Here is a 25,059-nt window from a genome sequence, read left to right as displayed (position 1 = left end):
CCGAGCAGACGCAAAAGCACCCTATTTGGGCCTTATCAGGGGGCTTTTGCGTCTGCTCGCGGTGAAACGTCCCCGTTCAGGCCGGAGGCGTCCGCCGGGATCTCGAACGTCGGGACCGCGCCGTTCACCGCCGCCATCGCCGCGTTCCGTTGCGCCTCCATCCGCTTCAGCGCGGCCTGGGTGAACACCGAGAGCCCCAGCTCGTGGTTGTACCCGTGGATCTCCTTGACGTCGAGCTGGGCGAGAAAATAGATGATCTCCTTGGAGACCACCTGACCCGGCACCAGCACCGGGAAGCCGGGCGGATACGGCACCACGAACGTCGTCGACACCAGCGTCTTGCCCTCCGCGAGCCGCCGCCCGGCCGTGCCGATCTGCACGTACTCGCGGTCCGACTCCTCGTAGCCGGCGTAGAACGCCGAGCGGGTGTCGCCGAACATGCTGTTGTCGTCGGGACGGAAAGCGTCGTCGAACCGGCTGAAGTCCGGCAGATGAGGCAGGTCCTGGGTGATCTCCTCGACGCGGCGCTGGTGCAGCGCCCAGTCCGCGGTGCTGGCCGCCTGCTTCTCCCGGTCGAAGTCGGTGGCCACCCGGCGCAGCACGTCGAGCAGATGGTGCACGCTCGACCAGGTGACGCCGATGGTGAAGATCAGCAGCACGCTGTTGATCGACGTCTTGTTGATCTGGATGCCGAAGCGGTCCATCAGGATCTTCTCGCGGAAGTCGTAACCGTTCATTCCGGTGTTGCCCAGGAACAGCGTGACCCGCGTCGGGTCCAGCACGAACTGGTCGGACCGCCAGGCCTCGTTCCACTCGTCCAGGGCGCCCTGCCGAACCTCGCGGTACGAGCTGACGTGCGAGGCCCGGTACTCCTCGGGCACCAGGTCCGACTCGTCGAGGATCCGGAACCACTTGCTGATCACCCGGTCCTTACGGACCCGGTGGCGGAACACCAGCGCCATGTCGTAGACCTGCCGCACCAGCTGGAATCCCTCGATGTCGACCTGCCGGCGGGCGAGGTCGAGAGACGCCAGCAGCTGCTGGTTGGGCGAGGTCGAGGTGTGCGTCAAGAACGCCTCGCCGAACGCGTCGCGGGCCCGCGCGTTGAAGTCCTGGTCGCGCACGTGGATCATCGACGCCTGCCGGAACGCCGACAGCGACTTATGCGTCGAGTGCGTCGAATACACCCGCACCCGCGCCCGCTCGGGGTCCGGCAGCAGCCGGTGGTTGACCCACTCCGAGCGCGGGACTCCCTCCATCGACGCGGCCCAATTCCGGTATTCCTCGGCGTATCTCGGCGACGCCAGCATCTGCTCGAGACGATCGGCCGACACCATGGCGGTGCGCTGCCGGGCCCATGGCACCGCGGTCGCGAAGGCATACCACGCCTCGTCCCACAAGAAGCAGATGTCCGGCTTGATCGCCAGCACCTCCTCCATGACGCGGCGCGGGTTGTAGACGACGCCGTCGAAGATGCAGTTGGTGAGCAGCAGCATGCGCACCTTGTCCAGCTGCCCGGCGGCCTCCAAATCCAGCAGGTTCTTTTTGATCGTGCTCAGCGGCACCGCACCGTAGATCGCGAAATGCGGCAGTGCGTAGGACTCCAGGTACAGCGGGTAGGCCCCGGCCAGCACCAGCCCGTAATGGTGCGACTTGTGGCAGTTGCGGTCGATCAGCACGATGTCGCCGGGCCGGGTCAGCGACTGCACGACGATCTTGTTGGCGGTGGAGGTGCCATTGGTCACGAAGTACGTGTGGTTGGAGTTCCAGGTGACCGCGGCCTTGTCCATCGCCTTCTTGATGTTGCCGTGCGGATCCAGCAGCGAGTCCAATCCACCTGAGGTGGTGGATGTTTCGGCCATGAAGATGTTGCGGCCGTAGAACTCGCCCATGTCCTGCAACGACTTCGAGTTGAAGATGCTGGCGCCGCGCGCGACGGGAAGCGCGTGGAACTGGCCCACCGGCGCGGCGGCATACGCGCGCAAGGCGTCGAAAAACGGTGTGGAGAACCGGTTTCGCAAGCCGGCGATCACCGTGCTGTGCAGGTCGGTGACGTCGTTGAGGCGGTAGAAGGTGCGGTCGTAGACGTCGGGCTCGTCGTCGCTGCCCGCCGCGATCGACTCGTCGGTGAGCAGGTACAGGTCGATGTGGGGCCGCAGCTCGCGGATCCACTCGCCGCACTCCACCCAGTCGTGGGACCGGTCGGACACCGGGATGTCGTCGTTGGCGCCCAGCAGCGTGTTCATCAACGGCACCCGGTCGCGCGAACGCAGCGGCAGGTCATGGCGGATGATCGCGGCCTGGATCTCGCCGTTGAGCGCCACGGCGGTGATCGCGTCCTCGACGCTGGGGGCGACCAGGATCTCGAATTGGATGTCGTCGGCCGGATTACGCAGCGTGCGCAGGCATTCGACGAGGCTCTCGGGCGCGGTGGGCGGCGCGTCGTCGGCCAGCAGCACGGTGTAGAACTGCTGTTGTTTGGCCTGTGCCACCAGCTCCTGGTCGGCCAGCGGCGCGGTGGTGTCGAAAAGCGCTGTGCGGTCACCGTATTCGGATAGCAGCCGGACGGCCAGCGCCACCTCCTCGGTGAGCCGCACGGTGGACAGGCTCTCCAGGTGCGCGCGGAAGGTCGCCAAGTTCGCCGCGCCGGGGTACAGCCAGTACCGCTCGTAAGCACCGATCCGGTCCATCAACCGCTTCACCTTGGCCAGGTCATGGGTCTTGTCAAGACCGGCCAAGTCCACCTCGGCGAGGTGGCGGCACGCGTCGTCGAGCTGGTTCCAGGTGTCGATTCGCGTGTACGACGGGTTCGCCACCGCCGCTAGCGCAGAAACGCGAAGTCGTCGCTGCTGAGCACCATCTCGAGTCATGTACGCCCCACCTGTTCGTCCGGTGCGGGTAGCCCCGCCGCCGTCCCGCCATTCTGTCGCGATCGCGCACAAAGCGCGAGGGTTTGGGCGAGGTCGCAAAGCGGGTTTCAGCCGCGATCATCCTTTCCGTAACCGACCGACATGACGAGGCCGAGCACCGCGAAGAGCAGAAACAGCAGGGCCACCGGGTCGATCACCTCGAACATCATGTGCTCAGCCCTTCGTCGTTGCCCGTGCGCCGCTCACGTCATCCGCGTGACCGGTAGGGCCCCACCCCGATCAGCGTCACCCCCAGCTCCGGTCCGTGCGGAATCGAATAGATGCGTTTTTCGCCCAGCCGGGCGCCGCTGATCGCGCGGCCCAGGGGCGACAGCGTCGAGTACGCCGGGATCTCGGACTGGTCGGCGAAGCGCCTGCCCAGCAGGAACGTCTCTGTTTCGCCGGTGGCGTCGTAGCGGATGGTGAGCACCATCCCGGGCAGGGCACGGCCAGGCGCATCCCGCAGTTCGGGGTGCTCGTAGCGTGTCGTCCAGATGCGTTCTCGGGTGATCATTTTCGGCCTTCCTTCCGGTGCGATATCGAGGTTTTTCGGTTGTCGTCAGGGACGGGCGACGGTGACGCAACCGTCCCTGACGACTGGCGGCCCACTGCGGGGGAACGTCTCGGCGTGTTAGTGGCCCGTGCGGCGCAGCGGATCGAACTCCGCCAGGGCCTGGGGTTGCTTGCCGGTGGTGATCTGCTCGGCCAAGAGCCGACCGGTTACGGGACCGTGCGTCATTCCCCACATGCCGTGAGCACCGGCCACGTAGACGCCGGGCGACACCTCGCCGATCAGCGGGCGACCGTCGGGGGTAAGGGGACGTGCACCCACCCAGTCGTCGCTGCGCTCCGCCCAGCGGACCCCTGCGAGCAGCGGCCCGGCGGACGCAGCGATGGCCTGCAGCCGTCCGGGCACGATCCCCTCATGGGAGCGGCCGAATTCCATGACCCCGGAGACGCGCATGCGGCCCTTGTACGGCGTGCATGCCACCCGCACGTCCGGCAGGTAGATCGGGTTCGGCAGCGGCCGGTCCACGGGCACGGTGAACGAGTAGCCGCGGCCGGCCGCCACCCGCACCCGCAACCATCGGCCTGCGAGTCGCGGCAGCCGCGCGCCGGTGGCAATCACCACGGCCTCGGCTTTCAGCGGCCTGCCCCAGCGCGGGTACACCGTGACGGCATCGTCGACGACGTCGGAATTGCCGACATTGACGACGTCCAGCGCACGCATCGTCGCGCCGCGGGCCACCACGACGCGGCCCAGGGCCTGCACGAAGCGGCGTGGGTCGACGAAGCGCTGCCCGTTGATGTTCAGGGCAGCGGTGACCCGCGGCGACGCCAGCGGCGTGTGTTCGCGCAACGCCGTGCCCGACAAGGCCGTGACATTCGTTGCCTGACCCGCGTTTTCGAGCTCACGCAGCGCCGTTCGCATGCGCTGCGCGCCGTCGGCGGTGCGAAACAGGACGGTGATCGGAGCGTCGGTCACCGGAACGTCGACCCCGTTTGCGACGAGCACGTCGAAGGCTTCGATGCATTCCTCGTTGAGCGGCACATTGGCCCGTACCGCACGCCGCCAGGACGACGGTCGGCAGTTGGCGGCGAACCGCGCCAGGAACAGCGCGAGGCCGGCGTCGGCGGTCCACGGGATCTGCAGCGGCGCATCGGAATCGAGCAGGGAACCCAGACCCTCGCGCAGCGTCGCCGGGGAGTTCAGCGGCATCGTCAGCTCCGGTGCGATCCACCCGGCGTTACCCCAGGACGCGCCGGCGGCGAAGCCGGTGCGGTCCACCACCGTGACGTCGACGCCGCGCTCCTGGAGAAACCACGCCGTCGACAATCCGACGATGCCCGCCCCGATGACGATCACCGACCGGGGCCCGCCGTCGATACGCTCGTCGCTGCCCATCGCACACCTCCGCAATTGAATTCGCGATCCGTGCCTCCCATGCTGGTGGGCCGGCAACCGCGGCGCTTGCCGGAACCGGACAACGGGGACGTCGTCGTTTGTCGTGGCCCGACAACGCATCCGCCGGTGCCGTCTCAGATACGTCCGACCAGGGAGTCGAAGTCCCGTTGCCAGCCGATGTCGCGGCCGCGGTCCAGGGCGGCGCGAACACCGGCGAACAGGGCCGCCGCTGAAAGGGTGGCGCCGCACCAGAGCGCGAACGCGAACACCACGGCTTCTTCGAGCGCGGTTTGCACCGGTTGGCCGACGGGCGAACCGTCGTGGTCCACCCAAATCGAAATCCTGTCGCCAACTTTGGCCGTCCGGTGTGCGGCGACGTCGCCGGTGCGCTCGGTGCCGGCCGCAAACCATGTTGCCGGCACCGTGATTGTCGGTCTGTCGATGTTTCGCCGCGCGTCGCCGGTCCCGACGACCGTCGCGGTCACCGTGTGGTGAGCCCGACCCTGAGCGGCGTGCTGGCGGCTGCGGGAATCGTGAATAGCGGTGCCCGCCGCGGTGGACAGCGGCACGGCGATCAGCGACAACGCGACGGCAAGGATTAAGACCAGTGCCTCCAGCCGGTCACTGGTGCGTACCAACGGATTACCGCCCGACAGGCGCGTCCGCAGCCACCGCGAGGTGGTCATCGCACACTCCATTCAACCGACCGGGTCAATCACCCCAATACTGCTGCCGGCGGCCTCGGCAAGCATTGCCGTGGCACGACAATCGCGACGCCGCCCGTTGTCGCGCCGCGACAGGCGCAAACGTCAATCGGTGTCCGTGGCGGCCAGTTCGATCGTCATGGCGAGGCGCTTTCTTGGGTCGTCCAGGGGCAGCTTGGTGATCTCGGCCATCTTGCGCAGCCGATAGCGCACGGTGTTCTCATGCACCCCCAGGCTTTCGCCGGCCGCGACCGGGTCACCCTGGGCCTGTAGCCAGGCCCTCAGCGTGGTCAGGTAGTCGCTCGCGTTGGCCTCGTCGTGGCGGCGCAGTTCGGCGACCGGTCCGCGATCGGGGGTCCGGCCGGATCGCGCCGCACGGCGCAGCCGCTGCAGCAGGATGGCATCCCACGACTCGTCGTATGCCGGCGGCGCGGCTCCTGCCCGGGACACCTCGTGCAGCGCCAGACACTCGTCGGCCTCTTGCCGGGCCGCGGCGAGGTCGGCCACCTCCGCCACGGCGCTGATCCCCGCCAGGACCGTCACGTGCTCGGGCAGGGCCGCACGCAGGCCGCTCACCCAACGCCGCGCCGCCTCCGGCTCCTCACCGGGAAGCAGGGTGTAGACGGTGTTGCCCGCCAGGGCGCTGCGGCCCGGCCGCGACCAGCCGAATCCGGTGGTCGCGCGGTCGAAGGCCAGCAACAGCACCGCATCGCGCTCGGCGCCGACGAACGCCTGCAGCGCGATCACCCGCAGCGGGCTGTGCGGCAGGCCGAGCCTGCTGGCCACCGTCGCGGCGTCGATGGCGCCCTCCAGCAACCGGATCACCAGCTCGGATTCGACCTGGCGCTCCAAGTCCGCGCTCGCGCGGGACCGCAGCAGATGCAGCGCCACCGTGTGCGCACCGTCGGCCAGCGCGGTGCGTTCGGCACCGTTCAGCGCAGCCCCGCAGGCCACCCATACCGACCCGAGGATCTCTCGTCCCGAACGCACGGCGACGACCATGCGCCCGGTCAGGCCGTTTTCGTCGTCGGCGCCGACGAACAGCGGGTCGTCGGAGGCCTCGATGTCGGCGAGTACGCCCCGCGCCTCGAGCAGCGCACGCAGCCGCTCCGGTGTCTGACGGCCCAGGATGGTCGCCACCCGCGCCGGGTCGGCCTGTTCCTGCAGCCGCGAATACGCCAACACCCGCGACATCCGGTCCTCGATGGTGACCGCGCCGCCGGTCGCGTCGGCCAGGCTGTCGGCGAGTGCGAACAGATCGGTGGGACCCCGACCGGATTCCGTCTCGCGGCCTTCCAGCACCAGCCCGTAGACCACCGCGGCGACCTCGCTCCACGACACCGCGTCGTCGAGCACCAGCACCGCGCCGGCGCCTTCGTCAAACGCCGTCGGCTCCGCGGCCTCGCGCATCAGCACCACGACGGCATGCGCCGACGCGGCCCACTGCAGCGCCTCGCTCAGCGACTCGGCGTCGATGGCCAGCAAGACATCGCCGATCGCGGGGATTTGCGCGGGCCGGTTTTCGTGGATCACCACGCTGCGGAGTTCGGTCGACCGCGGCACGGACGACCAGCGCAAGCGAATCCCGTAGCCGCCCAACACGTTCACCAGGCGGTCCAAGGTGATCACGGGCGCCTCCCAGTCTCGCAAAGCCCGTCAGTGCGGCGCGCTAGCGCTTCGGCTCGTCGTCGCCCTCCACGACCCGCGGGCTGTCACTCTTATTTCCCAGCCACCGGAAGACGGGCAGTTCCAAACTGCGCGAAGGCAATTCGGTGACGTCGCTCAGCGACCGCACCACGGCCTGCGACAGACCCATGATGGCGGCCATCACCGGGAGCAGCGGTTGCAGCGGCCTGGCGGCCTGGCGAACCGTGCTGATCCGGCGCGCGACGATCAGCCGCTCGACCGAGTGGTACAGCCAGGCACCCACGGCCAGCCCGTAGATCGACAACACCGACGCCACGATTGCCTGCCCGAAGGCGGCGCAGATGACGGCACCCAGCACCACCGACGCGGCCAGGAAACTGGCGGCGACGACGCGCAGCTCCAACCGATTCATGTGCCCTGGACCTCCGTCGCGCCCGGGGCGCCGGCGCGGACCGCCTTCTGTACGGCTTCCGCGGCCGCGCGGATCTGCGGGGTCACCAGCATGACCTGGCCCAGCACGCCGTTGACGAAGCCCGGCGAATCGTCGGTGGACAGCTCCTTGGCCAGCTCGACCGCCTCGTCGACGGCCACCGGCTCCGGCACGTCGTCGGCGTGCAGCAGCTCCCAGACCGCAACCCGCAAAATCGAGCGATCCACCGCGGGCAGCCGGTCCAGCGTCCAACCCTGCAGATGCGAGGTGATCAGGTCGTCGATGTGGGCCAGGTGCTCGCCCACCCCCTGAGCCGCCGCGACCGTGTACGGGTGCAGCGCCGCCACGTCGGGATTGGCCTCGGCCAGCGCGGTGCGCACCTCGACCATCTCGGCCGGGCTCAGGCCGCGGGCCTCGGCCTCGAACAGCAGGTCCACCGCACGTTTACGGGCCTGGTGGCGGCCTTTAACGGGCTTGGCGTGTTTTCCGTCGGCCATAGGTCAGGCGTTGACCCGGCCCAGGTAGCTGCCGTCGCGGGTGTCCACCTTCAGCTTGTCGCCGGTGTTGACGAACAGCGGCACCTGAATCTCGGCGCCGGTCTCCACCGTGGCGGGCTTGGTGCCCGCGCTGGACCGGTCGCCCTGCAGGCCGGGCTCGGTGTGGGTGACCTGGAGTTCGACGGACACGGGCAGCTCGATGTACAGCGGCGCGCCGTTGTGGAACGCCACCTGTACCGGCAGACCCTCCAGCAGGAACCGCGACGCGTCCCCGACCAGCGACTCGGGCAGCGGGTGCTGCTCGTAGTCCTGGCTGTCCATGAACACGAAGTCCGAGCCATCGCGGTACAGGTAGGTCGTGTCGCGCCGGTCGACGGTTGCCGTGTCCACCTTCACACCCGCGTTGTACGTCTTGTCGACGACCTTGCCCGACAGCACGTTCTTCAGCTTGGTGCGCACGAACGCCGGTCCCTTACCGGGTTTGACGTGCTGGAACTCGGTGATCGTCCACAGCTGGCCGTCGATAACCAGGACAAGTCCGTTTTTGAAGTCAGCAGTGCTCGGCACGATCGGTGAATCTCCTACGTCAAAATTGCCAGTTATGGGGAAACGGGCTAACGCCCAATCCTTGGGGCCCAACCCGGTAGAGATTACCCGCGCTCAGGCGGGGCAGCGCGCGGCCGAACTTATGGCCGCCGGCAACGAGGCCCACAATGTCGGGTTCCCGCGGGTAAGAATACGCGAATTGCGCGCCGCATCGAAGTCGACGGACGCGGGTCAGGTCAGAATGGCCAGTTCTTTGGGGAACCGGGTCAGCAATTCCGGCTTGTGCGTACCCCCGGCCACCACCAGAGTGTCCTCGATGCGCACGCCGCCGCGGCCCGGTAGATAGACGCCGGGTTCCACGGTGACCACCGAGCCCGCGAGCAGCGTGCCGGCGGAGGTGGCGCCGATGCCCGGCGCCTCATGGATCTGCAGGCCGACGCCGTGTCCCAGGCCGTGGCCGAACTGCTCGCCGTAGCCGGCGTCGACGATCAGCTGGCGCGCCGCGCCGTCGACGTCGCGCAGGCCCGCGCCCGGGCTCAGGGCCTCCCGGCCGGCCCGTTGCGCGTCGGCGACCAGCCGATAGATCTCCAGCTGCCAGTCCGCGGCCTTGCCCAACACGAACGTGCGGGTCATGTCGGAGTGGTAGCCGGCGACCAGTGCGCCGAAGTCGATCTTGAGGAAGTCGCCGGCGGCCAGCGTCCGGTCGGTGGGCCGGTGGTGCGGGATCGCCGAGTTGGGGCCGGTGGCCACGATCGTCTCGAACGAGACCGCGTCGGCGCCGTGGTCGAGCATCAGTGCCTCCAGCTCGCGGCTCACCTCCCGCTCGGTGCGGCCGGGGCGCAGGCCACCGCGGTCGATGATGTCGGCCAGCGCCGCGTCGGCCGCCTCGCAGGCCAGGCGCAGCAGCGCCAGCTCGCCGGCGTCCTTGACCTCGCGCAGCGCCTCGACGATTCCCGAAGCGCGCACCAGCACCGCGTTCTTGCCGTCCAGTTCGTTCGTCAGCGCGTCCAGACCGTCGACCGTGATCACGTGGCTCTCGAAGCCCAGCCGGCGGACTCCGGCCTCGGCGGCCCGGCCGGCCAGGTGGCGGCCACAAGCCCGCTCGATGGCGATCTCGATCCCCGGCGCCTGCGTCGCGGCCTGGGTGCGATACCGACCGTCGGTGGCCAGGACCGGTTCGCGGTCGTCGGCGAAGATCAGCAACGCGCCATTGGAGCCGGTGAATCCGGATAAATAGCGGATATTCACCAGGTCTGTGACCAGCATCGCGTCGAGCTTTTTGGCAACAATTTGGGTTTTCAGGTTGTGTCGACGCTGGGAATGTGTCACGACCCTTGACGGTACTCGCTACTCTGATTGCCCATGAGGAACTGGATGCTGCGCGGACTCGTGTTCGCCGGGTTGATGATCGTTCTCCGCTTGATTCAGGGGGCGGTGATCAACGCCTGGCCGACGATGTCCGGGTTGATCAGTCTGACGTTGCTGCTCCTCTTCGTCATCGCCGTCGTGGCATGGGGTCTGATCGACGGTCGCGCCGACGCCACGGCGCAGCCTGACCCGGACCGCCGCGAGGACCTGGCGATGACCTGGCTGCTGGGCGGCATCCTGGCGGGCGTCCTCAGCGGCGCGGTGTCCTGGCTCATCTCCATGGCCTATAGCGGGCTCTACACCGGCGGCCTGATCAACGAGGTCACGACGTTCGCCGCCTTCACTGCCCTCATCGTCTTTGTGCCCGCGATCATCGGCGTGGCAGTGGGCCGCTGGCTGATCGACCGCAACGCTCCCGAGGCGCCGAAACACGACGGCAGCCGGGACCGCGCGGGGGCCGACGTCTTCTCGTCCGTCCGCGCCGACGACTCCCCGACCGGGGAGATTCCCGTGCAGCGCGACTCGTCGGCGCAGACCGAGGAGCGGACGTCCGCGGTGGCCACCGCCGAGCGCGACACCCGCACCGAGGAGATCCCCACTCGAGCGGCGCACACCGAAGCGGCACCGACCGTCGCACACGATTCGCGCACCGAGGTGATCAACACCAGCGACTCGCCCACCGAGGTCATTCGCCTTAACGACGACGCGACCAAGCCGCACGACACGCGGCGCAAGGACTAGACCTGGCGGGCTTGGCGTTGGCGGGCTTGGCGTTAGCGGGCTTGGCGTTAGCGGGCTTGGCCTTGGCCCCGACGGGCGGCTTGGCCTTGGCCCCGACGGGCGGCTTGGCCGCGACGGACGGCTTGGCCGCGACGGGCCTCAAAATGCAGGACCGACAGGGGTTTTGCCGCACATTTGAGGCCCCTCACCACCACGGCCCACGCCCCCACGCCACGACGGGCCTCAAAATGCAGGACCGACAGGGCGTTTGCCGCACATTTGAGGCCCCTCACCACCGCCGCCACGCCCCCACGCCACGACGGGCCTCAAAATGCAGGACCGACAGGGCGTTTGCCGCACATTTGAGGCCCCTCACCACCGCCGCCACGCCCCCACGCCGCGACGGGCCTCAAAATGCAGAGCCGACAGGGCGTTTGCCGCACATTTGAGGCCCCTCACCACCGCCGCCACGCCCCCACGCCACCGACGCGGTCTGGCTGCACATTAGAGGCGGTTCAGGCGATGTGGTGTAAACGGCCGGGCGTCTGGTCCCCTCGCTTGCTCGCGAGCGTGCGCAGATATACGGCGACACACCGGCACACTTCACGATGCGACACTGCGTTGGTCTCACAAGCCCCACGTGCCACAAGACAGTCGGCATCTAGCTGTTTGCCCAGCCCGCAGCGACAGCGTGTCGCGCAGAGGCGGGCAAACCGGCACATGTCTCCCAGCCGCGAACCGTCCAGCTAGCCCTCAGCCGGCTGGCTGACGCGAACTGCCCCGCGCCCTAACCGGAAGCCAGATACCGCAGGGCGAGCAGGTAGCCCTGGATACCAAGCCCGACGATCACGCCGGTCGCGACCGGACTCAGATAGGAATGGCGCCGAAACTCCTCGCGGGCATGCACGTTGGAGATGTGCACCTCGATCAGCGGCGCACGCAGTTCGGCGCACGCGTCGCGCAGCGCCACCGACGTGTGGGTCAACCCGCCCGCGTTGAGGATCACCGGCTCACCGGCATCGGCGGCTTGATGGATCCAATCCAGCAGCTCGGCCTCGCTATCACTTTGCCGTACAACAGCTTTGAGCCCTAGCGTGGCGGCTTCTCGTTCGATCATCGCCACCAGCTGATCGTGAGTGGTGCTGCCGTAGACGGCGGGCTCGCGCTGGCCCAACCGGCCCAGGTTGGGGCCGTTGATGACGTGCACGGTCATGGAGCACACACTCCCGCGTACGCGGTCACCAGCAGCCCCGGGTCCGGCCCGACCAACCGCCCCGGCTTGCCCAGCCCGTCGAGCACCACGAACCGCAGCACCCCGGCCCGGGTCTTCTTGTCCCCGGCCATGTATTCGAGCAACTCCGGCAGCGCGTCGGCGTCATAGCTGGTGGGCAGGCCGAGCAACGTCAGGATGCGGTGATGCCGCTCGGCGGTCGCGTCGTCGAGGCGCCCAGCCAGCCGGGCCAACTCCGCGGCGAACACCAGCCCCACCGAGACGGCGGCGCCGTGGCGCCACCGGTAGCGCTCGCGACGCTCGATAGCATGCGCCAACGTGTGGCCGTAGTTCAGGATTTCGCGGAGCTCGGACTCCTTCTCGTCGGCGGCGACGACCTCTGCCTTGACGGCGATCGCGCGCCGGATCAGCTCCGGCAGCACCTCACCCGCCGGGTCCAGCGCGGCCTGCGGATCGGCCTCGATGAGGTCCAGGATCACCGGGTCGGCGATGAAGCCGGCCTTGACCACCTCCGCCATCCCGGCGACGATCTCGTTGTGCGGCAAGGTTTGCAGCGTCGCGATATCGACGAGCACGGCGAGCGGCTGATGAAACGCCCCGACCAGGTTCTTGCCGGCCTCGGTGTTGATGCCGGTCTTGCCGCCGACGGCCGCGTCGACCATGCCGAGCAGCGTGGTGGGAACGTGCACGATCGACACGCCCCGTAGCCAGGTGGCCGCCGCGAATCCGGCCACGTCGGTCGCGGCCCCACCGCCCAGGCTGATCAGCGCATCCTTGCGGCCGATCCCGATGCGGCCCAACACTTCCCAGATGAACCCCACGACGGGCAGTTCCTTACCGGCTTCGGCGTCCGGGATTTCGATGCGGTGTGCGTCGACGCCCTTGTCCGCCAGATGGTTTCGGATCGCCTCCGCAGTCTGCGCCAGCACCGGTTGGTGCAGGATCGCCACGCGGTGCCGGTCGGAAAGCAGGTCCTCAAGCTCGTTCATCAAGCCGGTGCCGATCACCACCGGGTACGGGGGGTCGACGGCCACCTGAACGGTGACCGGCGCTGGGATATGGGTCATTTGGCGGCCTCTACCTCGGTGGTGGTCTCGCGGTTCGGCAGCCGCGACATGATGTAGCGGACCACCGCCCCGGGGTTGCGGCGATTGGTGTCGACCCTGATGGTCGCGACGCGCCGATACAGCGGTATCCGCTGGGCCATCAGGGCGCGAAACTTCTCGGCGCGGTCGGGTCCGGCGAGCAGCGGACGCACCGTGTTGCCGCCGGTGCGCCGAACCCCTTCGGCGGCACTGATTTCCAGGTAGATCACGGTGTGTCCGGCCAGCGCTGCGCACACGCCCGGGCTGATGACCGCGCCGCCGCCGAGGGACACCACGCCGTCGTGTTCGGCCAGCGCCGAGCGCACCACTTCCTCCTCGATGCGACGGAATTCCTGCTCGCCGTCGGTGGCGAAGATGTCGGCGATGCTGCGCCCGGTGCGCTGCTCGATCATGGCGTCGGTGTCGATCATTTCGACGCCGAGCGCCTTGGACAGCCGCCGGCCAATGGTCGACTTGCCCGAGCCCGGCAGCCCTACGAGTACCGCCTTGGGTGCCATGGCCGGCTAGCCTCCGGAAGCCCGCGCGGCCGGCGCTTCGCGGTCGGCGACCGCGCGCTGGTAGGCCTCGATGTTGCGGCGCGTCTCGGTCAGTGAATCGCCGCCGAACTTCTCCAGCGCCGCACGCGCCAGCACCAGGGCCACCATGGTCTCCACGACGACCCCGGCGGCCGGTACCGCGCAGACGTCGGAGCGCTGGTGGATGGCGACGGCCTCGTCGCCGGTCGCCATGTCGACGGTGGCCAGCGCCTTGGGGACCGTGGAGATCGGCTTCATCGCGGCGCGTACCCGCAGCGGCTGGCCGTTGGTCATGCCGCCCTCCAGCCCGCCCGCGCGGTTGGTGGAGCGGACGACGCCGTCGGGCCCTGGATACATCTCGTCGTGGGCGCGGCTGCCGCGACGGCGTGCGGTCTCGAAGCCGTCGCCGATCTCCACGCCCTTGATCGCCTGGATGCCCATCACGGCGGCGGCCAGTTGGCTGTCCAGCCGGTTGTCGCCGCTGGTGAACGACCCCAGCCCGACCGGCAGGCCCTGCGCGACGACTTCCACCACCCCGCCCAGGGTGTCGCCGTCCTTCTTGGCCGCCTCGATCTCGGTGATCATGGCTTCCTCGGTCGCCTTGTCGTACGCCCGGACCGGGCTGGCGTCGATGGCGGCGAGGTCGTCGGACCGGGGCGGCGGCCCGTCGTACGGCGCCGACGCGCCGATCGAGATGACGTGCGAGAGCACCTCGACCCCGAGCGCCTGACGCAGGAACGCGCGCGCGACGGTCCCCGCCGCGACGCGGGCGGCGGTCTCACGGGCGCTGGCCCGCTCCAGCACCGGGCGGGCGTCGTCGAAGCCGTACTTGAGCATGCCCGCGTAGTCGGCGTGGCCCGGGCGCGGCCGGGTCAGCGGCTCGTTGCGCGCCAGTTCCGCCAGCTCAGCCGGGTCGACGGGGTCCGCGGCCATCACGGTCTCCCACTTCGGCCACTCGGTGTTGCCGATCTCGATCGCGATGGGCCCGCCGAGGGTGATGCCGTGCCGCACGCCGGACAGCATGGTCACCGCGTCGCGCTCGAACTTCATCCGCGCGCCGCGGCCATAGCCCAGCCGGCGACGGGCCAGTTCGTCGGCGATTTCGGTGGAGGTGACCTCCACGCCGGCGACCATGCCCTCGACCACGGCCACCAACGCGCGGCCGTGCGACTCCCCGGCAGTTATCCAGCGCAACACGTGAACCATCTTCCCATGGGGTCCCGTCGCGCCCCTTCAGCCAGTGCGGTTCGCCTCATCCGCGCAGCGCTTAGTCTTTCCCGATGGCGTTCCCCAGAATCGACGGCCTGCGCGGTATCGAATTCGGAACAGCCGGTACCCCGTTGCGGACCAGTCTGGTGAACCTCGTGCTGTCCGGTGCCAAGACGGCGGCGGCCGGGCTGGTGAGCGAGTACGAGGCGGAGGGCGAGGAGCTGGAGCATGTCGGTGAACGACTCGCCGTCGTGGGGCCGGACGGCACCAGCGTCGGCGTCATCGTCGTCACCCGGGTCGAGGTCATCCCCTTCGACGAAGTCACCTGGGAGTTCGCCCAAGCCGAAGGTGAGGGCTTCACCGACATCGAGGACTGGCGTACGCGCCACCGTCGCTACTTCAAATCCGCCTACGGCTGCGACGTCCACGGCGCCGAACCCATGGCCTGCCTGCGGTTCCGTCTCGAAGCGCGTTGACCCGGCTCAGCCCAGCAGGCCGCACGCGGCGGCCGTCGCCATACACATCGCCGGACCGTGCGGCACGGCGCGCGCCCGGACAGCCAGGGCGCACAGCGCCGTCAGCACCGGCGCGGCCAGCGCCGCCAGAAACCACACCTCGGCGCCGAAGTACCCAGTCAAAGCGCCGACGCCGATCGCCAGCTTGACGTCGCCGGCGCCCATCCCCGCCGGCGCCGCCAGGTGCACCAACAGATACAGCCCGCTCAACGCCGCCGCCCCGGCCAGCGCCGCCAACCCGCGGCCGAACAACGCGCCACCCAGCAGGATCACCGCCGCGCCGGGCAGCGTCAGCGAGTTGGGCAGGCGGCGATGCCGAAAGTCGTAGCAGCTCAACGTCGTTAGCCACGCCAGCACCACGGCGACGCAAGCGATCCGCATGCAGCTGCACGCTAGAGCAATTCCTCCAGCGCGCAAGTCATCGCTTCCCGCGGCGCGGGCAGCCCGGTGAACTGCTCGACCTGTGCGAACGCCTGATGCAGCAGCATCTGCAGGCCGTTGATCACCCGTCCGCCGGCGGCGGCCACGGCGGCGGCCAGCGGCGTGGGCCAGGGGTCGTAAACGGCGTCCAGCAGGACCGGGATGGCGGCGAAGGTGCCGGCATAGCGCTCGGCCACCTCGACGGGGATGGTGCTGACCAGCACCTGAGCGGCGGCGACCTCGTCGGGTAACTCGTCGCTGTCCAGCGCGCAGAACCGGGCCTGCGCGCCGATCCGCGTGCCGAGGTCCACCAGCCGCGCCGCCTTCTCCGGATTGCGCGCCACCACGGTGATCCCGCTGACGCCCAGGTGCGCCAGCCCGACGACGGCCGCGGGCGCGGTGCCGCCGGACCCGCACACCAGCGCCCGGCCGGAGACCTGTCCGAGCGCCCCGGTGACGCCGTCGACGTCGGTGTTGTCGGCGCGCCAGCCACGCGCCGTGCGGACCAGGGTGTTGGCCGACCCGACCTGCTCGGCGCGCGGGGTGTGCTCGTCGGCGAACCGCAGCGCGGCGAACTTGCCCGGCATCGTCACCGAAACCCCGACCCACTCCGGCCCGAACCCGCCTACCACGCCGGGCAGCTCGTCGGCGCCGCACTCGATGCGGTCGTAGGTCCAGTCGTGCAGGCCCAGGGCGCGGTAGGCGGCCAGGTGCAGCTGCGGCGAGCGCGAATGCGCGATCGGCGAGCCAAGCACCGCCGCTTTCCTAGCGTCGCCAGTCATCGGTTCGTCCGGGTGTGGGGGCTATGGCACGAAATGCGCTGTCGCCCCAGGCTAGCGCGCGCTGTCGAGGACACCGTTGTGCTTGGCCAGCTCGATGTTCGCCAGATGCTGCTTGTAGTCCCGGGTGAACAGCGTCGTCCCCTGGACGTCGATGGTGACGAAGTACAGCCAGTCACCGGGCTCGGGGTGCTCGGCGGCGCGCAGCGCGTCCATCCCCGGCGAACCGATCGCGGTGGCCGGCAAGCCCTGCAGGATGTAGGTGTTCCAGGGTGTGTGCTGGGCGCGGTCCGCGTCGCTGGTGGCCACCTCGCGGCGGTCGAGCGGATAGTTCACCGTGGAGTCGAACTCCAGCGTGCGGTGCTCGTGCAGACGGTTGTAGATGACCTGCGCCACCTTCGCGAAGTCCTGCGGCTTGGCCTCCCGCTCCACCAGCGACGCCACCACCAGGACGTTGTACGGCGTCAGGCCGAGCGCGGCGGTGTCGGTCAGCCCGGACTGCGTGTACAGCGCCGCGCCACCGGTGATCAGGCCCGCCAGGATGTTCTGGGGCGTGGCCGACGGGTCGACGTTGAAGGTCCCCGGCCCGATCAGGCCCTCGATGCGGCGGTGGTCGCTGCCGAGTGCGGTCACCGCATCCATGGCCCACGGCGGCACCGCCAGCGCCACCGGGGGGCTTTCGGCCGCGGCCTTGCGCAGCGCGTCGACCGAGACGCAGTGTCGATCGCCGTCGAGATCCACACAGGTGGCCTTCGAGATCAGGCTGAAGATGCCGGGATTGACCTTGTTGGTCTTCATGTCCGTGGTGTCGTCGAGCTGGCGTCCCTCGGGGATGACCAGCTTGCCCACCCGGTTGCTCGGATCGATCAACCGCGCGACCGCGGCGGCCGCCGGGATTTCGGTCCGCATCCGGTAGAAGCCGGGCTGGATCGCCGAAATCGCGGCGTTGTCCCGCGCGGCCCGGACGAAGGCCTTGACCGTCGCCACGACGCCCTTGCTGAGCAGCGTCTCGCCGATCGCGGTGGTGGAGTCGCCGGACTGGATCTGGATCATGATGTCCTGCTTGCCGCTGCCGGTGTAGTCGTCGCTGGCGCCGAACATCGTGTGCCAGAACTTCACGCCGATCACGCCGGCCGCGACCACGACGACGATGAGCACGGCGAGCGTCACCCGGTGGGTGAAGCGTCGGCGCCGACGTCCGCGCTCGGCCTGGATGCGGTCCAGGCGGCTCCGCGCCGGCCGGGCCGGACCCACGGCCTCGGGCTCGGCCCGTTCGCTGTCCAGGTCCTCAGCCATCGACGGCATCCCGGCGCTGGTCGAGCCACGACTGCAGGATCGCCACCGCGGCGGCCTGGTCGATCACCGCGCGCTGGTCTTTCGCCGACACGCCCGCCGCGCGCAGCGACCGCTGGGCGCTGACCGTGGTCAGCCGCTCGTCGGCGAGGCGCACCGGCACCGGGGCGACCCGCTGCGCGACGGCGTCGGCCACCTCGATCGCGTCCTGCGCCGACGGACCCGTGCGGTCGGCCAGGGTGCGCGGCAGCCCGACGATCACCTCGACGGCTTCCAGCTCGGCGACCAGCGCCGCCAGCCTGCGCAGATGTTTGCCGGAGCGGTCGCGGCGCACGGTTTCCACCGGGGTGGCCAGGATGCCGTCGGGGTCGCTGGACGCCACGCCGATACGCACGCTGCCCACGTCGATCCCGAGCCTGCGGCCCCGACCCGGGTCCAGATCGCCGGGCCGGTCCGGCAGCCGGTGTTGTGACGAGACCACTCAGCCGACCCGCGCTATCACGGCGATCTCGGAGCGGACCGCGTCCAGCGCCGCGTCGATGCCGCCCGGGTTCTTGCCCGAGCCCTGCGCCAGGTCGGCCTTGCCGCCGCCGCGGCCGTCGACGGCCACGGCGAGCTGCTTGACCAGCTCGTTGGCGCGGATCCCGAGATCCTGAGCGGCCGGGTTGGCCGCCACCGCGTACGGGACCGACGAGCTCTCCCCCTCGGCGATCAGCGCGACGACCGCCGGATCGGCGCCGAGCTTGCCGCGGATGTCACCGACCAGCGAACGGAGGTCGGCCGCCGTCATACCGCCCGACATCCGCTGCGCCACCAGTCGCACGTTACCGATGCGCTCGGCGCCCGCGGCCGCATTCGTGGCGGCCGCCTTGGCGCCGGCCTGCCGGGCGCGTTCGAGTTCCTTCTCGGCGGCCTTCAGCCGCTCCACCAGGTTGGCCACCCGCGCCGGCACCTCGTCGGACGGCACCTTCAGCGACGACGCCAGCCCGGCCATCAGCGCGCGCTCCTTCGCCAGATGCCGGAACGACTCCAGCCCGACGTAGGCCTCGACCCGTCGCACCCCGGACCCGATCGACGATTCGCCCAGGATGGTGACCGGGCCGATCTGCGCGGTGTTGTGCACGTGCGTGCCGCCGCACAGCTCCAGCGAGAACGGCCCACCCATCTCGACCACCCGCACCCGGTCGGGGTAGGCCTCGCCGAACAGCGCCATCGCGCCCATCGCCTTGGCCTTCTCCAACTGCTCGGTGAAGGTGTGTACCTCGAAGTCGGCCTGGACGGCCTCGTTGGTGACCTCTTCTATCTGGGTGCGCTGGTCTTCGCTCAGCGGACCCTGCCAGTTGAAGTCGAATCGCAGATACCCCGGCCGGTTCAGCGAGCCGGCCTGAACGGCGTTGGGGCCCAGCACCTGTCGCAGTGCGGCGTGCACCATGTGGGTGCCCGAGTGCCCCTGCGTGGCACCCTTGCGCCAGCCCGGGTCGACGGCCGCGACCACGGTGTCGCCCTCGACGAACTCCCCCGACTCGACGTTGACCCGGTGCGCGTGCAGGGTTTTCGCGATCTTCTGCACGTCGGTGACCGCGGCGCGGGCGCTCTCGCCCGAGCCGGTTCCGGTGATCGCGCCGATGTCGGCGAGCTGGCCGCCGGACTCCGCGTACAGCGGGGTGCGGTCCAGCACCAGCTCCACCCGGTCGGCCTCGAGGGTGTCGGCGTGCGACACCACCGGGACCCGCTTGCCATCCACGAAGATGCCCAGAACCGTTGCCTCGGAGGATAACTGGTCGAACCCGGTGAACTCCGTCGGGCCCGCGTCAACCAGCTCGCGGTACGCGGTCAGGTCGGCGTGCGCGTGCTTGCGGGCGGCGGCGTCAGCCTTGGCGCGCTGCCGCTGCTCGGCCATCAGCTCGCGGAAGCCCGCCTCGTCGACTGTCAGCCCGGCCTCGGCCGCCATCTCCAGGGTGAGCTCGATCGGGAAGCCATGGGTGTCGTGCAGGGTGAAGGCGTCCGAGCCGGAAACCACGGTGGTGCCGGATGATTTGGCGGTGCCCGCGACGTCGTCGAACAGCCTCGAGCCCGACGCGAGGGTCCGGTTGAAGGCGGTCTCCTCGGCGACGGCGATGCGGTTGATCCGGTCGAAGTCGCTGACCAGCTCGGGATACGACGGGCCCATCGCGTCGCGGACGGTGGCCATCAGGTCGCCGACGATCGGGGTGTCGATACCGAGTAGCTTGGCGGAGCGGATCACCCGTCGTAGCAGGCGCCTTAGGACGTAACCGCGGCCGTCGTTGCCGGGGCTGACGCCGTCGCCGATCAGGATCGCGGCGGTGCGGCTGTGGTCGGCGATGATGCGGTAGCGCACGTCGTCGGGGTGATTACCCACGTCGTAGGGGCGCGGCGCCCGAGAGGCCACCAAGTCGATCACCGGCCGCAGCAAGTCGGTCTCGTAGACGTTGGCCACTTTCTGCAGGACCAGCGCGATCCGCTCGACGCCCATGCCGGTGTCGATGTTCTTGCGCGGCAGCGGCCCGAGGATCTCGTAGTCCTCCTTGCTGGTGCCCTCCCCGCGCTCGTTCTGCATGAACACGAGGTTCCAGACCTCGAGGTAGCGGTCCTCGTTGACGACGGGCCCGCCCTCGGGGCCGAACTCCGGCCCACGGTCGTAGTAGATCTCCGACGACGGCCCGCACGGTCCGGGGATGCCCATCGACCAGTAGTTGTCGGCCATGCCGCGGCGCTGGATCCGCTCGGCGGGCAGTCCGGCGATCTCCTGCCACAGTCCGGCAGCCTCGTCATCGTCGAGATACACCGTGGCCCATAGCTTTTCCGGGTCCAGGCCGTATCCCCCCTCGGACACCGAATTGGTCAGCAGGTCCCAGGCCAGCGCGATGGCCCCGCGCTTGAAGTAGTCGCCGAAGCTGAAGTTGCCGGCCATCTGGAAGAAGGTGTTGTGCCGGGTGGTGATGCCCACCTCGTCGATGTCCGGCGTGCGGATGCACTTCTGGATGCTCGTGGCCGTCGCGTACGGCGGGGTGCGCTGCCCCAGGAAGAAGGGGACGAATTGGACCATGCCGGCGTTGACGAACAGCAGGTTGGGGTCGTCGAGGATCACCGATGCGCTCGGCACCTCGGTGTGGCCCGCCTTCACGAAATGATCAAGGAACCGCTTCCTGATCTCGTGTGTCTGCACTGTTCTTCTCTCTCAATTCCTGCTCGGGGTTGCTTGCCAGCCTATTCGCCAGGCTTGTTGGAGGAATGTCCAACGAGGCATTTTGATGGCCCACAGTACCGGTGAGCCGACGCCTACCCTTCCAGAAAGCTCAATCGCACGGAACGCCGCGGATTGTCCCGGTTGAGGTCGACGAGCACGATGCTCTGCCACGTGCCCAGCAACGGCTCGCCGCCGGATACCGGGATCGAGATCGACGGCGCGACGATCGCCGGCAACACGTGGTCGGCGCCGTGGCCCGCCGAGCCGTGTGCGTGCCGGTAGCGGTCGTCGCGCGGCAACAGCCGTTCCAGGGTGTCCACCAAGTCGTCGTCCGACCCGGCCCCGGTCTCGATGATCGCCACCCCCGCCGTCGCGTGCGGGACGAACACGTTGCACAGGCCGTCGCCATAGCTGAAACAGAACCTGCGCACCGCGTCGGTCAGATCGACGATGCGGTGCCGCGCGGTGTCCACGTCCAGCACATCGGTATTCATCCGTTCCACCCTACGTTCCCGGTCGGAACCTATTGCCATGACTAATTCGTCGGAGGAACGTATTGGTTTACCGGTGGCGCGTCGGGGCGCTGCCCGACACCGAGAGGGCCGACTGTGTACGCGTTCGCACGCTCTACGACCATCCAGGCCGAGCCAGGGTCCATCGACGCAGGCATCGCGCACGTGCGCGACGTGGTGATGCCGGCCCTCAGTGAGATCGAAGGCTGTCTGGGCCTGTCGCTGTTGGTCAACCGGGACACCGGTAGATGCATAGCGACCAGCTCCTGGGATTCCCACGAAGCCATGCGCGACAGCGCCGAGCGGGTGTGGCCGGTACGTAAGCAAGCTGCGGAGACGTTCGGTGGCCGCACCGCCGTCGACCAGTGGGAGATCGCAGTGCTGCACCGCGACCACCGCTCGGGCCCCGACGCCTGTGTGCGCGCGACGTGGGTCAAAGTGCGCCCCGACCAGTTCGATCACGCGATCGACTACTACCGCCTCGTGATCGTGCCGGAGATCGAGGAGCTCGAAGGCTTCTGCAGCACCAGCATGCTGATCGACTCGATATCCGCCCGCGCCGTCGTGTCGACGACCTTCGACAGCATGGAAGCGATGGACCGCAACCGGGAGCAGTCCCGTTCGCTGCGCACCGCGCAGCTGCGCAACCTGGGCGTGGACCAATACGACGTCGAGGAGTTCGAGCTCGCCGTCGCACACCTGCGGGTGCCGGAGCTGGTCTGACGGCCTCCCGTCGCTGACTCTGCGCCCAGCGCGCTCCCCACTCGCACTTCTGCGCAGTACACGCAGAATCAACCGCGTCGGCGGGCCGCGACCCGCCACACCGCCGCTGACTCTGCGCCCAGCGCGCTCCCTACCCGCACTTCTGCGCAGTACACGCAGAATCAACCGCGGCGGCGGGCCGCGGCCTACCCGCGGCCTGCGCAGTACACGCAGAGTCAACCGCGGCGGCGGGCGCGCTCCCTACCCGCGGCCTGCGCAGTAGACGCAGAGTCAACCGCGCTTGCGACGAATGATCGCGCGCAGCCGGTCGACTCGGCCCGCGATATCCCGCTCGGCGCCGTGGTTGGTGGGGCGATAGTAGTCCACGCCGACCAGCTCGTCGGGTGGATATTGTTGGGCGACAACGCCATCCGGGTCGTCGTGGGAATATTTGTAGCCCTGCGCATTGCCCAGTGCCGCCGCGCCGGAGTAGTGGCCGTCGCGCAGATGAGCGGGCACCAGGCCGGCGCGACCCCCCTTGATGTCAGCCATCGCCGCGCCGAGGGCGGTGGTGACGGCATTCGACTTCGGCGCGGTGGCCAGGTGGACGGTGGCGTGGGCCAGCGTCAGCTGAGCCTCGGGCATGCCGATCAGGGCGACGGTCTGCGCGGCCGCCACCGCGACAGGCAGCGCCGTCGGGTCGGCCATGCCGACGTCCTCGCTGGCCAGGATCATCAGCCGGCGCGCGACGAAACGCGGATCCTCTCCGGCGACCAGCATGCGGGCCAGATAGTGCAGCGCGGCGTCGACGTCGGAGCCGCGCACCGACTTGATGAACGCGCTGACGACGTCGTAATGCTGGTCGCCGTCGCGGTCGTAGCGCACGGCGGCCTTGTCCAGGGACTGCTCGATGGTCTCGACGGTGACGTCAGCGCCCGCCTCGGACGCCACTTCCAGCGCCGTCAATGCCCGACGGGCGTCGCCGGCGGCCAGCTGCACCAGCAACTCGACGGCGTCTGGAGCCACCGCCACGCGCCCACCCAGGCCACGGGGGTCGTCGATCGCGCGCTGGACGACCGTGCGGATGTCGTCGGCGGCCAGCGGGCGCAGTTGCAGGATCAGCGACCGGGACAGCAGCGGCGCGACCACGGAGAACGACGGGTTCTCGGTGGTCGCGGCCACCAGCAGCACCACCCGGTTCTCCACCGCGGACAGCAGCGCGTCCTGCTGGGTCTTGGAAAAGCGGTGCACCTCGTCGATGAACAGCACCGTCTGCTCGCCGTGCAGCAGCGCCCGGCGTGCGGTATCTATCACGGCCCGAACATCCTTGACCCCGGCCGACAGCGCCGAGAGCGCCTCGAACCGACGGCCCGTCGCCTGCGAGACGAGCGCGGCCAGCGTCGTCTTTCCGCTGCCCGGTGGCCCGTAGAGAATGGCCGACGCCACACCCGAACCCTCGACCAGGCGCCGCAGCGGCGACCCGGGCGCCAGCAGGTGGTCCTGCCCGACCACTTCGTCCAGCGACGCCGGACGCATCCGCACCGCGAGCGGCGCCCCGGTCGACGCGCCCGAAGCCGTCAGATCACCACCGGTCGTCGGCGGCGCGCCGGGCACCTCAAACAGACCGTCGGACACGGTTTCAGGCATACCATGCTGGGCTGACACCGGTCCCGCCAAAAGTTCCGTGCGCCCAACCCGCGCGTGTTGCCCTCTAATTTGCTAAGTTCCGGGTTGCCCAGTTCCGGTGGACCGACGACAGCAATTAGGACGGCTATGAGCCAACCTCAAGACCCCTACGGCAACAATCCAGGACCTTCGGGTTACCCGCCTCCCAACTACGGCGCACCGCCTCCGCCGCCCCAGTACAACGCGCCGCCGCCTCCGCCGCCCGGCTACGGACCGCCCGGAGGACAGCCCGGTGGTTATGGGGCTCCGCCCCCGCCGCCGCCCCCGCCCGGTGGCCCGGGCTACGGCGCCCCCCAGGCCGGCTACGGACAGCCGCCGGGCTACGGCGGCGCGCCCGGCGGCCAGATCGGCGGCCCCGCTGCGCCGTTCGGCTTCGGCGACGTGGCGGGCTGGGCGTGGAACAAGTTCACCCAGAATGCGGTACCGCTCGCCGTGTCGGCGCTGATCTACCTGATCGTCAACGGGATCCTGTCTGGGGTGCGGTTCGCCGCGACGCCCAGCCCCACCCCGGGGACCTATGACCCGAGCACCGGCACCTACACGGCCGGAAGTTCCGGGATGGGTGCCGGCTTCTTGGTCATCACGCTGCTTATCGCGCTGTTGTCATTCGTGGTGAGCATCTACCAGAGCGCCTCGTTCACCTCGGGCAGCCTTGACATCGCCGACGGCAAGCCGGTGGAGATCGGCACGTTCTTCAAGCCGCGCAACTTCGGCGGGGCCGTCCTCACCGCGCTGCTGGTGGGCATCGGCGTCGGGATCGGCTTGGTGTTGTGCATCATCCCGGGCCTGATCTTCGGCGTCCTGGCGATCTTCTCGATCCAGTTTGCGATCGACCGTTCCCTGTCGCCGGTCGATGCGATCAAGGCCAGCATCGCCACGGTCCGGGCCAATGTGGGCCCGACCCTGCTGTGCGTCCTCCTGCTGATCCTGTCGACTGTGGCCAGCGTCGTGACGTGCGGGCTCGGCTCGATCGTCGCGATCCCGTTCAACGCGCTGGTGCTCACCTACGGGTACCGCAAGCTCAGCGGCGGGCAGGTCGCCGAGATCACCCAGCAGCCCGGGCCCGGTGGCCCTCCCGGGTACCCGCAGGGTCCCCCGCCGGGATACCCGCCGGGTCCTCCCCCGCAGTACAGCTAGCGCGAACAGACGCAAAGGC

Annotated in this window: 24 protein-coding genes; 4 read left to right on the top strand and 20 right to left on the bottom strand. The window is 69.3% G+C overall.

Annotated features, from left to right (window positions below):
• Positions 1 to 35: 35 nt before the first annotated feature.
• The 9 genes from AC5Y5V_RS08115 to AC5Y5V_RS08075 all read right to left on the bottom strand — a co-directional run bounded on the left by AC5Y5V_RS08115 (position 36) and on the right by AC5Y5V_RS08075 (position 9,968).
• A complete protein-coding gene (locus tag AC5Y5V_RS08115) occupies positions 36 to 2,870 on the bottom strand; it encodes an aminotransferase class I/II-fold pyridoxal phosphate-dependent enzyme (RefSeq protein WP_499932626.1) in 2,835 nt (944 codons plus the stop codon).
• A gap of 247 nt (positions 2,871 to 3,117) precedes the next feature.
• Entirely contained in the window at positions 3,118 to 3,423 is a 306-nt protein-coding gene (locus tag AC5Y5V_RS08110) for a GreA/GreB family elongation factor (protein WP_499932624.1), read from the bottom strand.
• Between the two features lie 117 nt (positions 3,424 to 3,540).
• A complete protein-coding gene (locus tag AC5Y5V_RS08105) occupies positions 3,541 to 4,815 on the bottom strand; it encodes an NAD(P)/FAD-dependent oxidoreductase (protein WP_499932622.1) in 1,275 nt (424 codons plus the stop codon).
• Between the two features lie 134 nt (positions 4,816 to 4,949).
• On the bottom strand, positions 4,950 to 5,501 hold the full coding sequence (locus tag AC5Y5V_RS08100; RefSeq protein ID WP_499932620.1) for an Rv1733c family protein: 552 nt from the start codon (positions 5,499 to 5,501) through the stop codon (positions 4,950 to 4,952).
• A gap of 123 nt (positions 5,502 to 5,624) precedes the next feature.
• Positions 5,625 to 7,148 carry a PucR family transcriptional regulator gene (locus AC5Y5V_RS08095; protein WP_499932617.1) on the bottom strand — a complete coding sequence of 508 codons (1,524 nt, stop codon included), beginning with the start codon at positions 7,146 to 7,148 and terminating at the stop codon, positions 5,625 to 5,627.
• A gap of 40 nt (positions 7,149 to 7,188) precedes the next feature.
• Complete coding sequence (locus tag AC5Y5V_RS08090) at positions 7,189 to 7,578, bottom strand: antitermination protein NusB (RefSeq protein ID WP_499932613.1); 390 nt, start codon at positions 7,576 to 7,578, stop codon at positions 7,189 to 7,191.
• Positions 7,575 to 8,093 carry a transcription antitermination factor NusB gene (nusB, locus tag AC5Y5V_RS08085; protein WP_499932609.1) on the bottom strand — a complete coding sequence of 173 codons (519 nt, stop codon included), beginning with the start codon at positions 8,091 to 8,093 and terminating at the stop codon, positions 7,575 to 7,577. The genes AC5Y5V_RS08090 and nusB overlap by 4 nt, the downstream gene beginning before the upstream one ends.
• 3 nt (positions 8,094 to 8,096) lie before the next feature.
• Positions 8,097 to 8,660 (bottom strand): elongation factor P, encoded by a 564-nt coding sequence (gene efp, locus AC5Y5V_RS08080; RefSeq protein ID WP_499932607.1) that lies wholly within the window; start codon positions 8,658 to 8,660, stop codon positions 8,097 to 8,099.
• 210 nt (positions 8,661 to 8,870) lie between these two features.
• Positions 8,871 to 9,968, bottom strand: coding sequence for a M24 family metallopeptidase (locus AC5Y5V_RS08075; protein WP_499932605.1), 1,098 nt, complete (start codon positions 9,966 to 9,968; stop codon positions 8,871 to 8,873).
• A 33-nt stretch (positions 9,969 to 10,001) separates the two neighbouring features.
• Here AC5Y5V_RS08075 and AC5Y5V_RS08070 point away from each other — a divergent pair, with 33 nt between their 5' ends.
• Positions 10,002 to 10,748, top strand: coding sequence for a B-4DMT family transporter (locus AC5Y5V_RS08070; protein ID WP_499932603.1), 747 nt, complete (start codon positions 10,002 to 10,004; stop codon positions 10,746 to 10,748).
• Positions 10,749 to 11,514: 766 nt separating this feature from the next.
• Here AC5Y5V_RS08070 and aroQ read toward each other — a convergent pair.
• From aroQ to aroC, 4 genes are read right to left on the bottom strand one after another with little or no spacing between them, the layout of a single operon-like run.
• On the bottom strand, positions 11,515 to 11,940 hold the full coding sequence (aroQ, locus tag AC5Y5V_RS08065) for a type II 3-dehydroquinate dehydratase (protein WP_499932601.1): 426 nt from the start codon (positions 11,938 to 11,940) through the stop codon (positions 11,515 to 11,517).
• Positions 11,937 to 13,025: a 3-dehydroquinate synthase gene (gene aroB, locus AC5Y5V_RS08060; protein ID WP_499932599.1), complete on the bottom strand. Its 1,089-nt coding sequence runs from the start codon at positions 13,023 to 13,025 to the stop codon at positions 11,937 to 11,939. Before aroB ends, aroQ begins: the two co-directional genes overlap by 4 nt.
• On the bottom strand, positions 13,022 to 13,561 hold the full coding sequence (locus AC5Y5V_RS08055) for a shikimate kinase (RefSeq protein WP_499932597.1): 540 nt from the start codon (positions 13,559 to 13,561) through the stop codon (positions 13,022 to 13,024). The genes aroB and AC5Y5V_RS08055 overlap by 4 nt, the downstream gene beginning before the upstream one ends.
• A 6-nt stretch (positions 13,562 to 13,567) precedes the next feature.
• Positions 13,568 to 14,776, bottom strand: a complete 1,209-nt coding sequence (gene aroC / locus AC5Y5V_RS08050) for a chorismate synthase (protein ID WP_499932949.1) — start codon at positions 14,774 to 14,776, stop codon at positions 13,568 to 13,570.
• An 83-nt stretch (positions 14,777 to 14,859) separates the two neighbouring features.
• Between aroC and AC5Y5V_RS08045 the strand changes: the two genes are divergently transcribed.
• Complete coding sequence (locus AC5Y5V_RS08045; protein WP_499932595.1) at positions 14,860 to 15,264, top strand: ASCH domain-containing protein; 405 nt, start codon at positions 14,860 to 14,862, stop codon at positions 15,262 to 15,264.
• A 6-nt stretch (positions 15,265 to 15,270) separates the two neighbouring features.
• Here the strand turns inward: AC5Y5V_RS08045 and AC5Y5V_RS08040 are convergent, their stop codons facing one another.
• The 6 genes from AC5Y5V_RS08040 to AC5Y5V_RS08015 form a co-directional block, all read right to left on the bottom strand.
• Entirely contained in the window at positions 15,271 to 15,684 is a 414-nt protein-coding gene (locus tag AC5Y5V_RS08040) for a prepilin peptidase (protein ID WP_499932592.1), read from the bottom strand.
• Positions 15,685 to 15,695: 11 nt separating this feature from the next.
• Positions 15,696 to 16,505, bottom strand: coding sequence for a shikimate dehydrogenase (locus tag AC5Y5V_RS08035; protein ID WP_499932590.1), 810 nt, complete (start codon positions 16,503 to 16,505; stop codon positions 15,696 to 15,698).
• A 51-nt stretch (positions 16,506 to 16,556) separates the two neighbouring features.
• Entirely contained in the window at positions 16,557 to 17,798 is a 1,242-nt protein-coding gene (locus tag AC5Y5V_RS08030; protein ID WP_499932588.1) for an endolytic transglycosylase MltG, read from the bottom strand.
• Complete coding sequence (gene ruvX / locus AC5Y5V_RS08025) at positions 17,791 to 18,276, bottom strand: Holliday junction resolvase RuvX (RefSeq protein WP_499932586.1); 486 nt, start codon at positions 18,274 to 18,276, stop codon at positions 17,791 to 17,793. The genes AC5Y5V_RS08030 and ruvX overlap by 8 nt, the downstream gene beginning before the upstream one ends.
• Positions 18,277 to 20,982 (bottom strand): alanine--tRNA ligase, encoded by a 2,706-nt coding sequence (gene alaS / locus AC5Y5V_RS08020; protein WP_499932584.1) that lies wholly within the window; start codon positions 20,980 to 20,982, stop codon positions 18,277 to 18,279. It lies immediately after the preceding gene.
• Between the two features lie 113 nt (positions 20,983 to 21,095).
• The gene (locus AC5Y5V_RS08015) at positions 21,096 to 21,485 is read right to left on the bottom strand and encodes a secondary thiamine-phosphate synthase enzyme YjbQ (protein WP_499932946.1); all 390 of its coding nucleotides are present in this window, start codon (positions 21,483 to 21,485) and stop codon (positions 21,096 to 21,098) included.
• Positions 21,486 to 21,611: 126 nt separating this feature from the next.
• Here AC5Y5V_RS08015 and AC5Y5V_RS08010 point away from each other — a divergent pair, with 126 nt between their 5' ends.
• Positions 21,612 to 22,238, top strand: a complete 627-nt coding sequence (locus AC5Y5V_RS08010; protein WP_499932582.1) for an antibiotic biosynthesis monooxygenase — start codon at positions 21,612 to 21,614, stop codon at positions 22,236 to 22,238.
• Between the two features lie 270 nt (positions 22,239 to 22,508).
• Here AC5Y5V_RS08010 and AC5Y5V_RS08005 read toward each other — a convergent pair whose 3' ends face one another.
• The gene (locus tag AC5Y5V_RS08005; RefSeq protein WP_499932580.1) at positions 22,509 to 23,864 is read right to left on the bottom strand and encodes a replication-associated recombination protein A; all 1,356 of its coding nucleotides are present in this window, start codon (positions 23,862 to 23,864) and stop codon (positions 22,509 to 22,511) included.
• Between the two features lie 126 nt (positions 23,865 to 23,990).
• Here AC5Y5V_RS08005 and AC5Y5V_RS08000 point away from each other — a divergent pair, with 126 nt between their 5' ends.
• Positions 23,991 to 25,040 (top strand): DUF2189 domain-containing protein, encoded by a 1,050-nt coding sequence (locus tag AC5Y5V_RS08000; RefSeq protein ID WP_499932577.1) that lies wholly within the window; start codon positions 23,991 to 23,993, stop codon positions 25,038 to 25,040.
• Positions 25,041 to 25,059 lie beyond the last annotated feature (19 nt).

The sequence above is a fragment of the Mycobacterium sp. NGS68 genome (assembly GCF_059812195.1).
The sequence above is the reverse complement of the archived record's forward strand: the minus strand, read 5'-3'. Positions and strand labels throughout refer to the sequence as shown.

Excerpts from the sequence above, each read along its gene's own strand:
- AC5Y5V_RS08115 (WP_499932626.1), bottom strand. The coding sequence starts at position 2,870 with ATGACTCGAGATGGTGCTCAGCAGCGACGACTTCGCGTTTCTGCGCTA.
- AC5Y5V_RS08110 (WP_499932624.1), bottom strand. The coding sequence starts at position 3,423 with ATGATCACCCGAGAACGCATCTGGACGACACGCTACGAGCACCCCGAA.
- AC5Y5V_RS08105 (WP_499932622.1), bottom strand. The coding sequence starts at position 4,815 with ATGGGCAGCGACGAGCGTATCGACGGCGGGCCCCGGTCGGTGATCGTC.
- AC5Y5V_RS08100 (WP_499932620.1), bottom strand. The coding sequence starts at position 5,501 with ATGACCACCTCGCGGTGGCTGCGGACGCGCCTGTCGGGCGGTAATCCG.
- AC5Y5V_RS08090 (WP_499932613.1), bottom strand. The coding sequence starts at position 7,578 with ATGAATCGGTTGGAGCTGCGCGTCGTCGCCGCCAGTTTCCTGGCCGCG.
- nusB (WP_499932609.1), bottom strand. The coding sequence starts at position 8,093 with ATGGCCGACGGAAAACACGCCAAGCCCGTTAAAGGCCGCCACCAGGCC.
- AC5Y5V_RS08070 (WP_499932603.1), top strand. The coding sequence starts at position 10,002 with ATGAGGAACTGGATGCTGCGCGGACTCGTGTTCGCCGGGTTGATGATC.
- aroQ (WP_499932601.1), bottom strand. The coding sequence starts at position 11,940 with ATGACCGTGCACGTCATCAACGGCCCCAACCTGGGCCGGTTGGGCCAG.
- aroB (WP_499932599.1), bottom strand. The coding sequence starts at position 13,025 with ATGACCCATATCCCAGCGCCGGTCACCGTTCAGGTGGCCGTCGACCCC.
- AC5Y5V_RS08055 (WP_499932597.1), bottom strand. The coding sequence starts at position 13,561 with ATGGCACCCAAGGCGGTACTCGTAGGGCTGCCGGGCTCGGGCAAGTCG.
- AC5Y5V_RS08045 (WP_499932595.1), top strand. The coding sequence starts at position 14,860 with ATGGCGTTCCCCAGAATCGACGGCCTGCGCGGTATCGAATTCGGAACA.
- AC5Y5V_RS08040 (WP_499932592.1), bottom strand. The coding sequence starts at position 15,684 with ATGCGGATCGCTTGCGTCGCCGTGGTGCTGGCGTGGCTAACGACGTTG.
- AC5Y5V_RS08035 (WP_499932590.1), bottom strand. The coding sequence starts at position 16,505 with ATGACTGGCGACGCTAGGAAAGCGGCGGTGCTTGGCTCGCCGATCGCG.
- AC5Y5V_RS08030 (WP_499932588.1), bottom strand. The coding sequence starts at position 17,798 with ATGGCTGAGGACCTGGACAGCGAACGGGCCGAGCCCGAGGCCGTGGGT.
- AC5Y5V_RS08005 (WP_499932580.1), bottom strand. The coding sequence starts at position 23,864 with ATGCCTGAAACCGTGTCCGACGGTCTGTTTGAGGTGCCCGGCGCGCCG.
- AC5Y5V_RS08000 (WP_499932577.1), top strand. The coding sequence starts at position 23,991 with ATGAGCCAACCTCAAGACCCCTACGGCAACAATCCAGGACCTTCGGGT.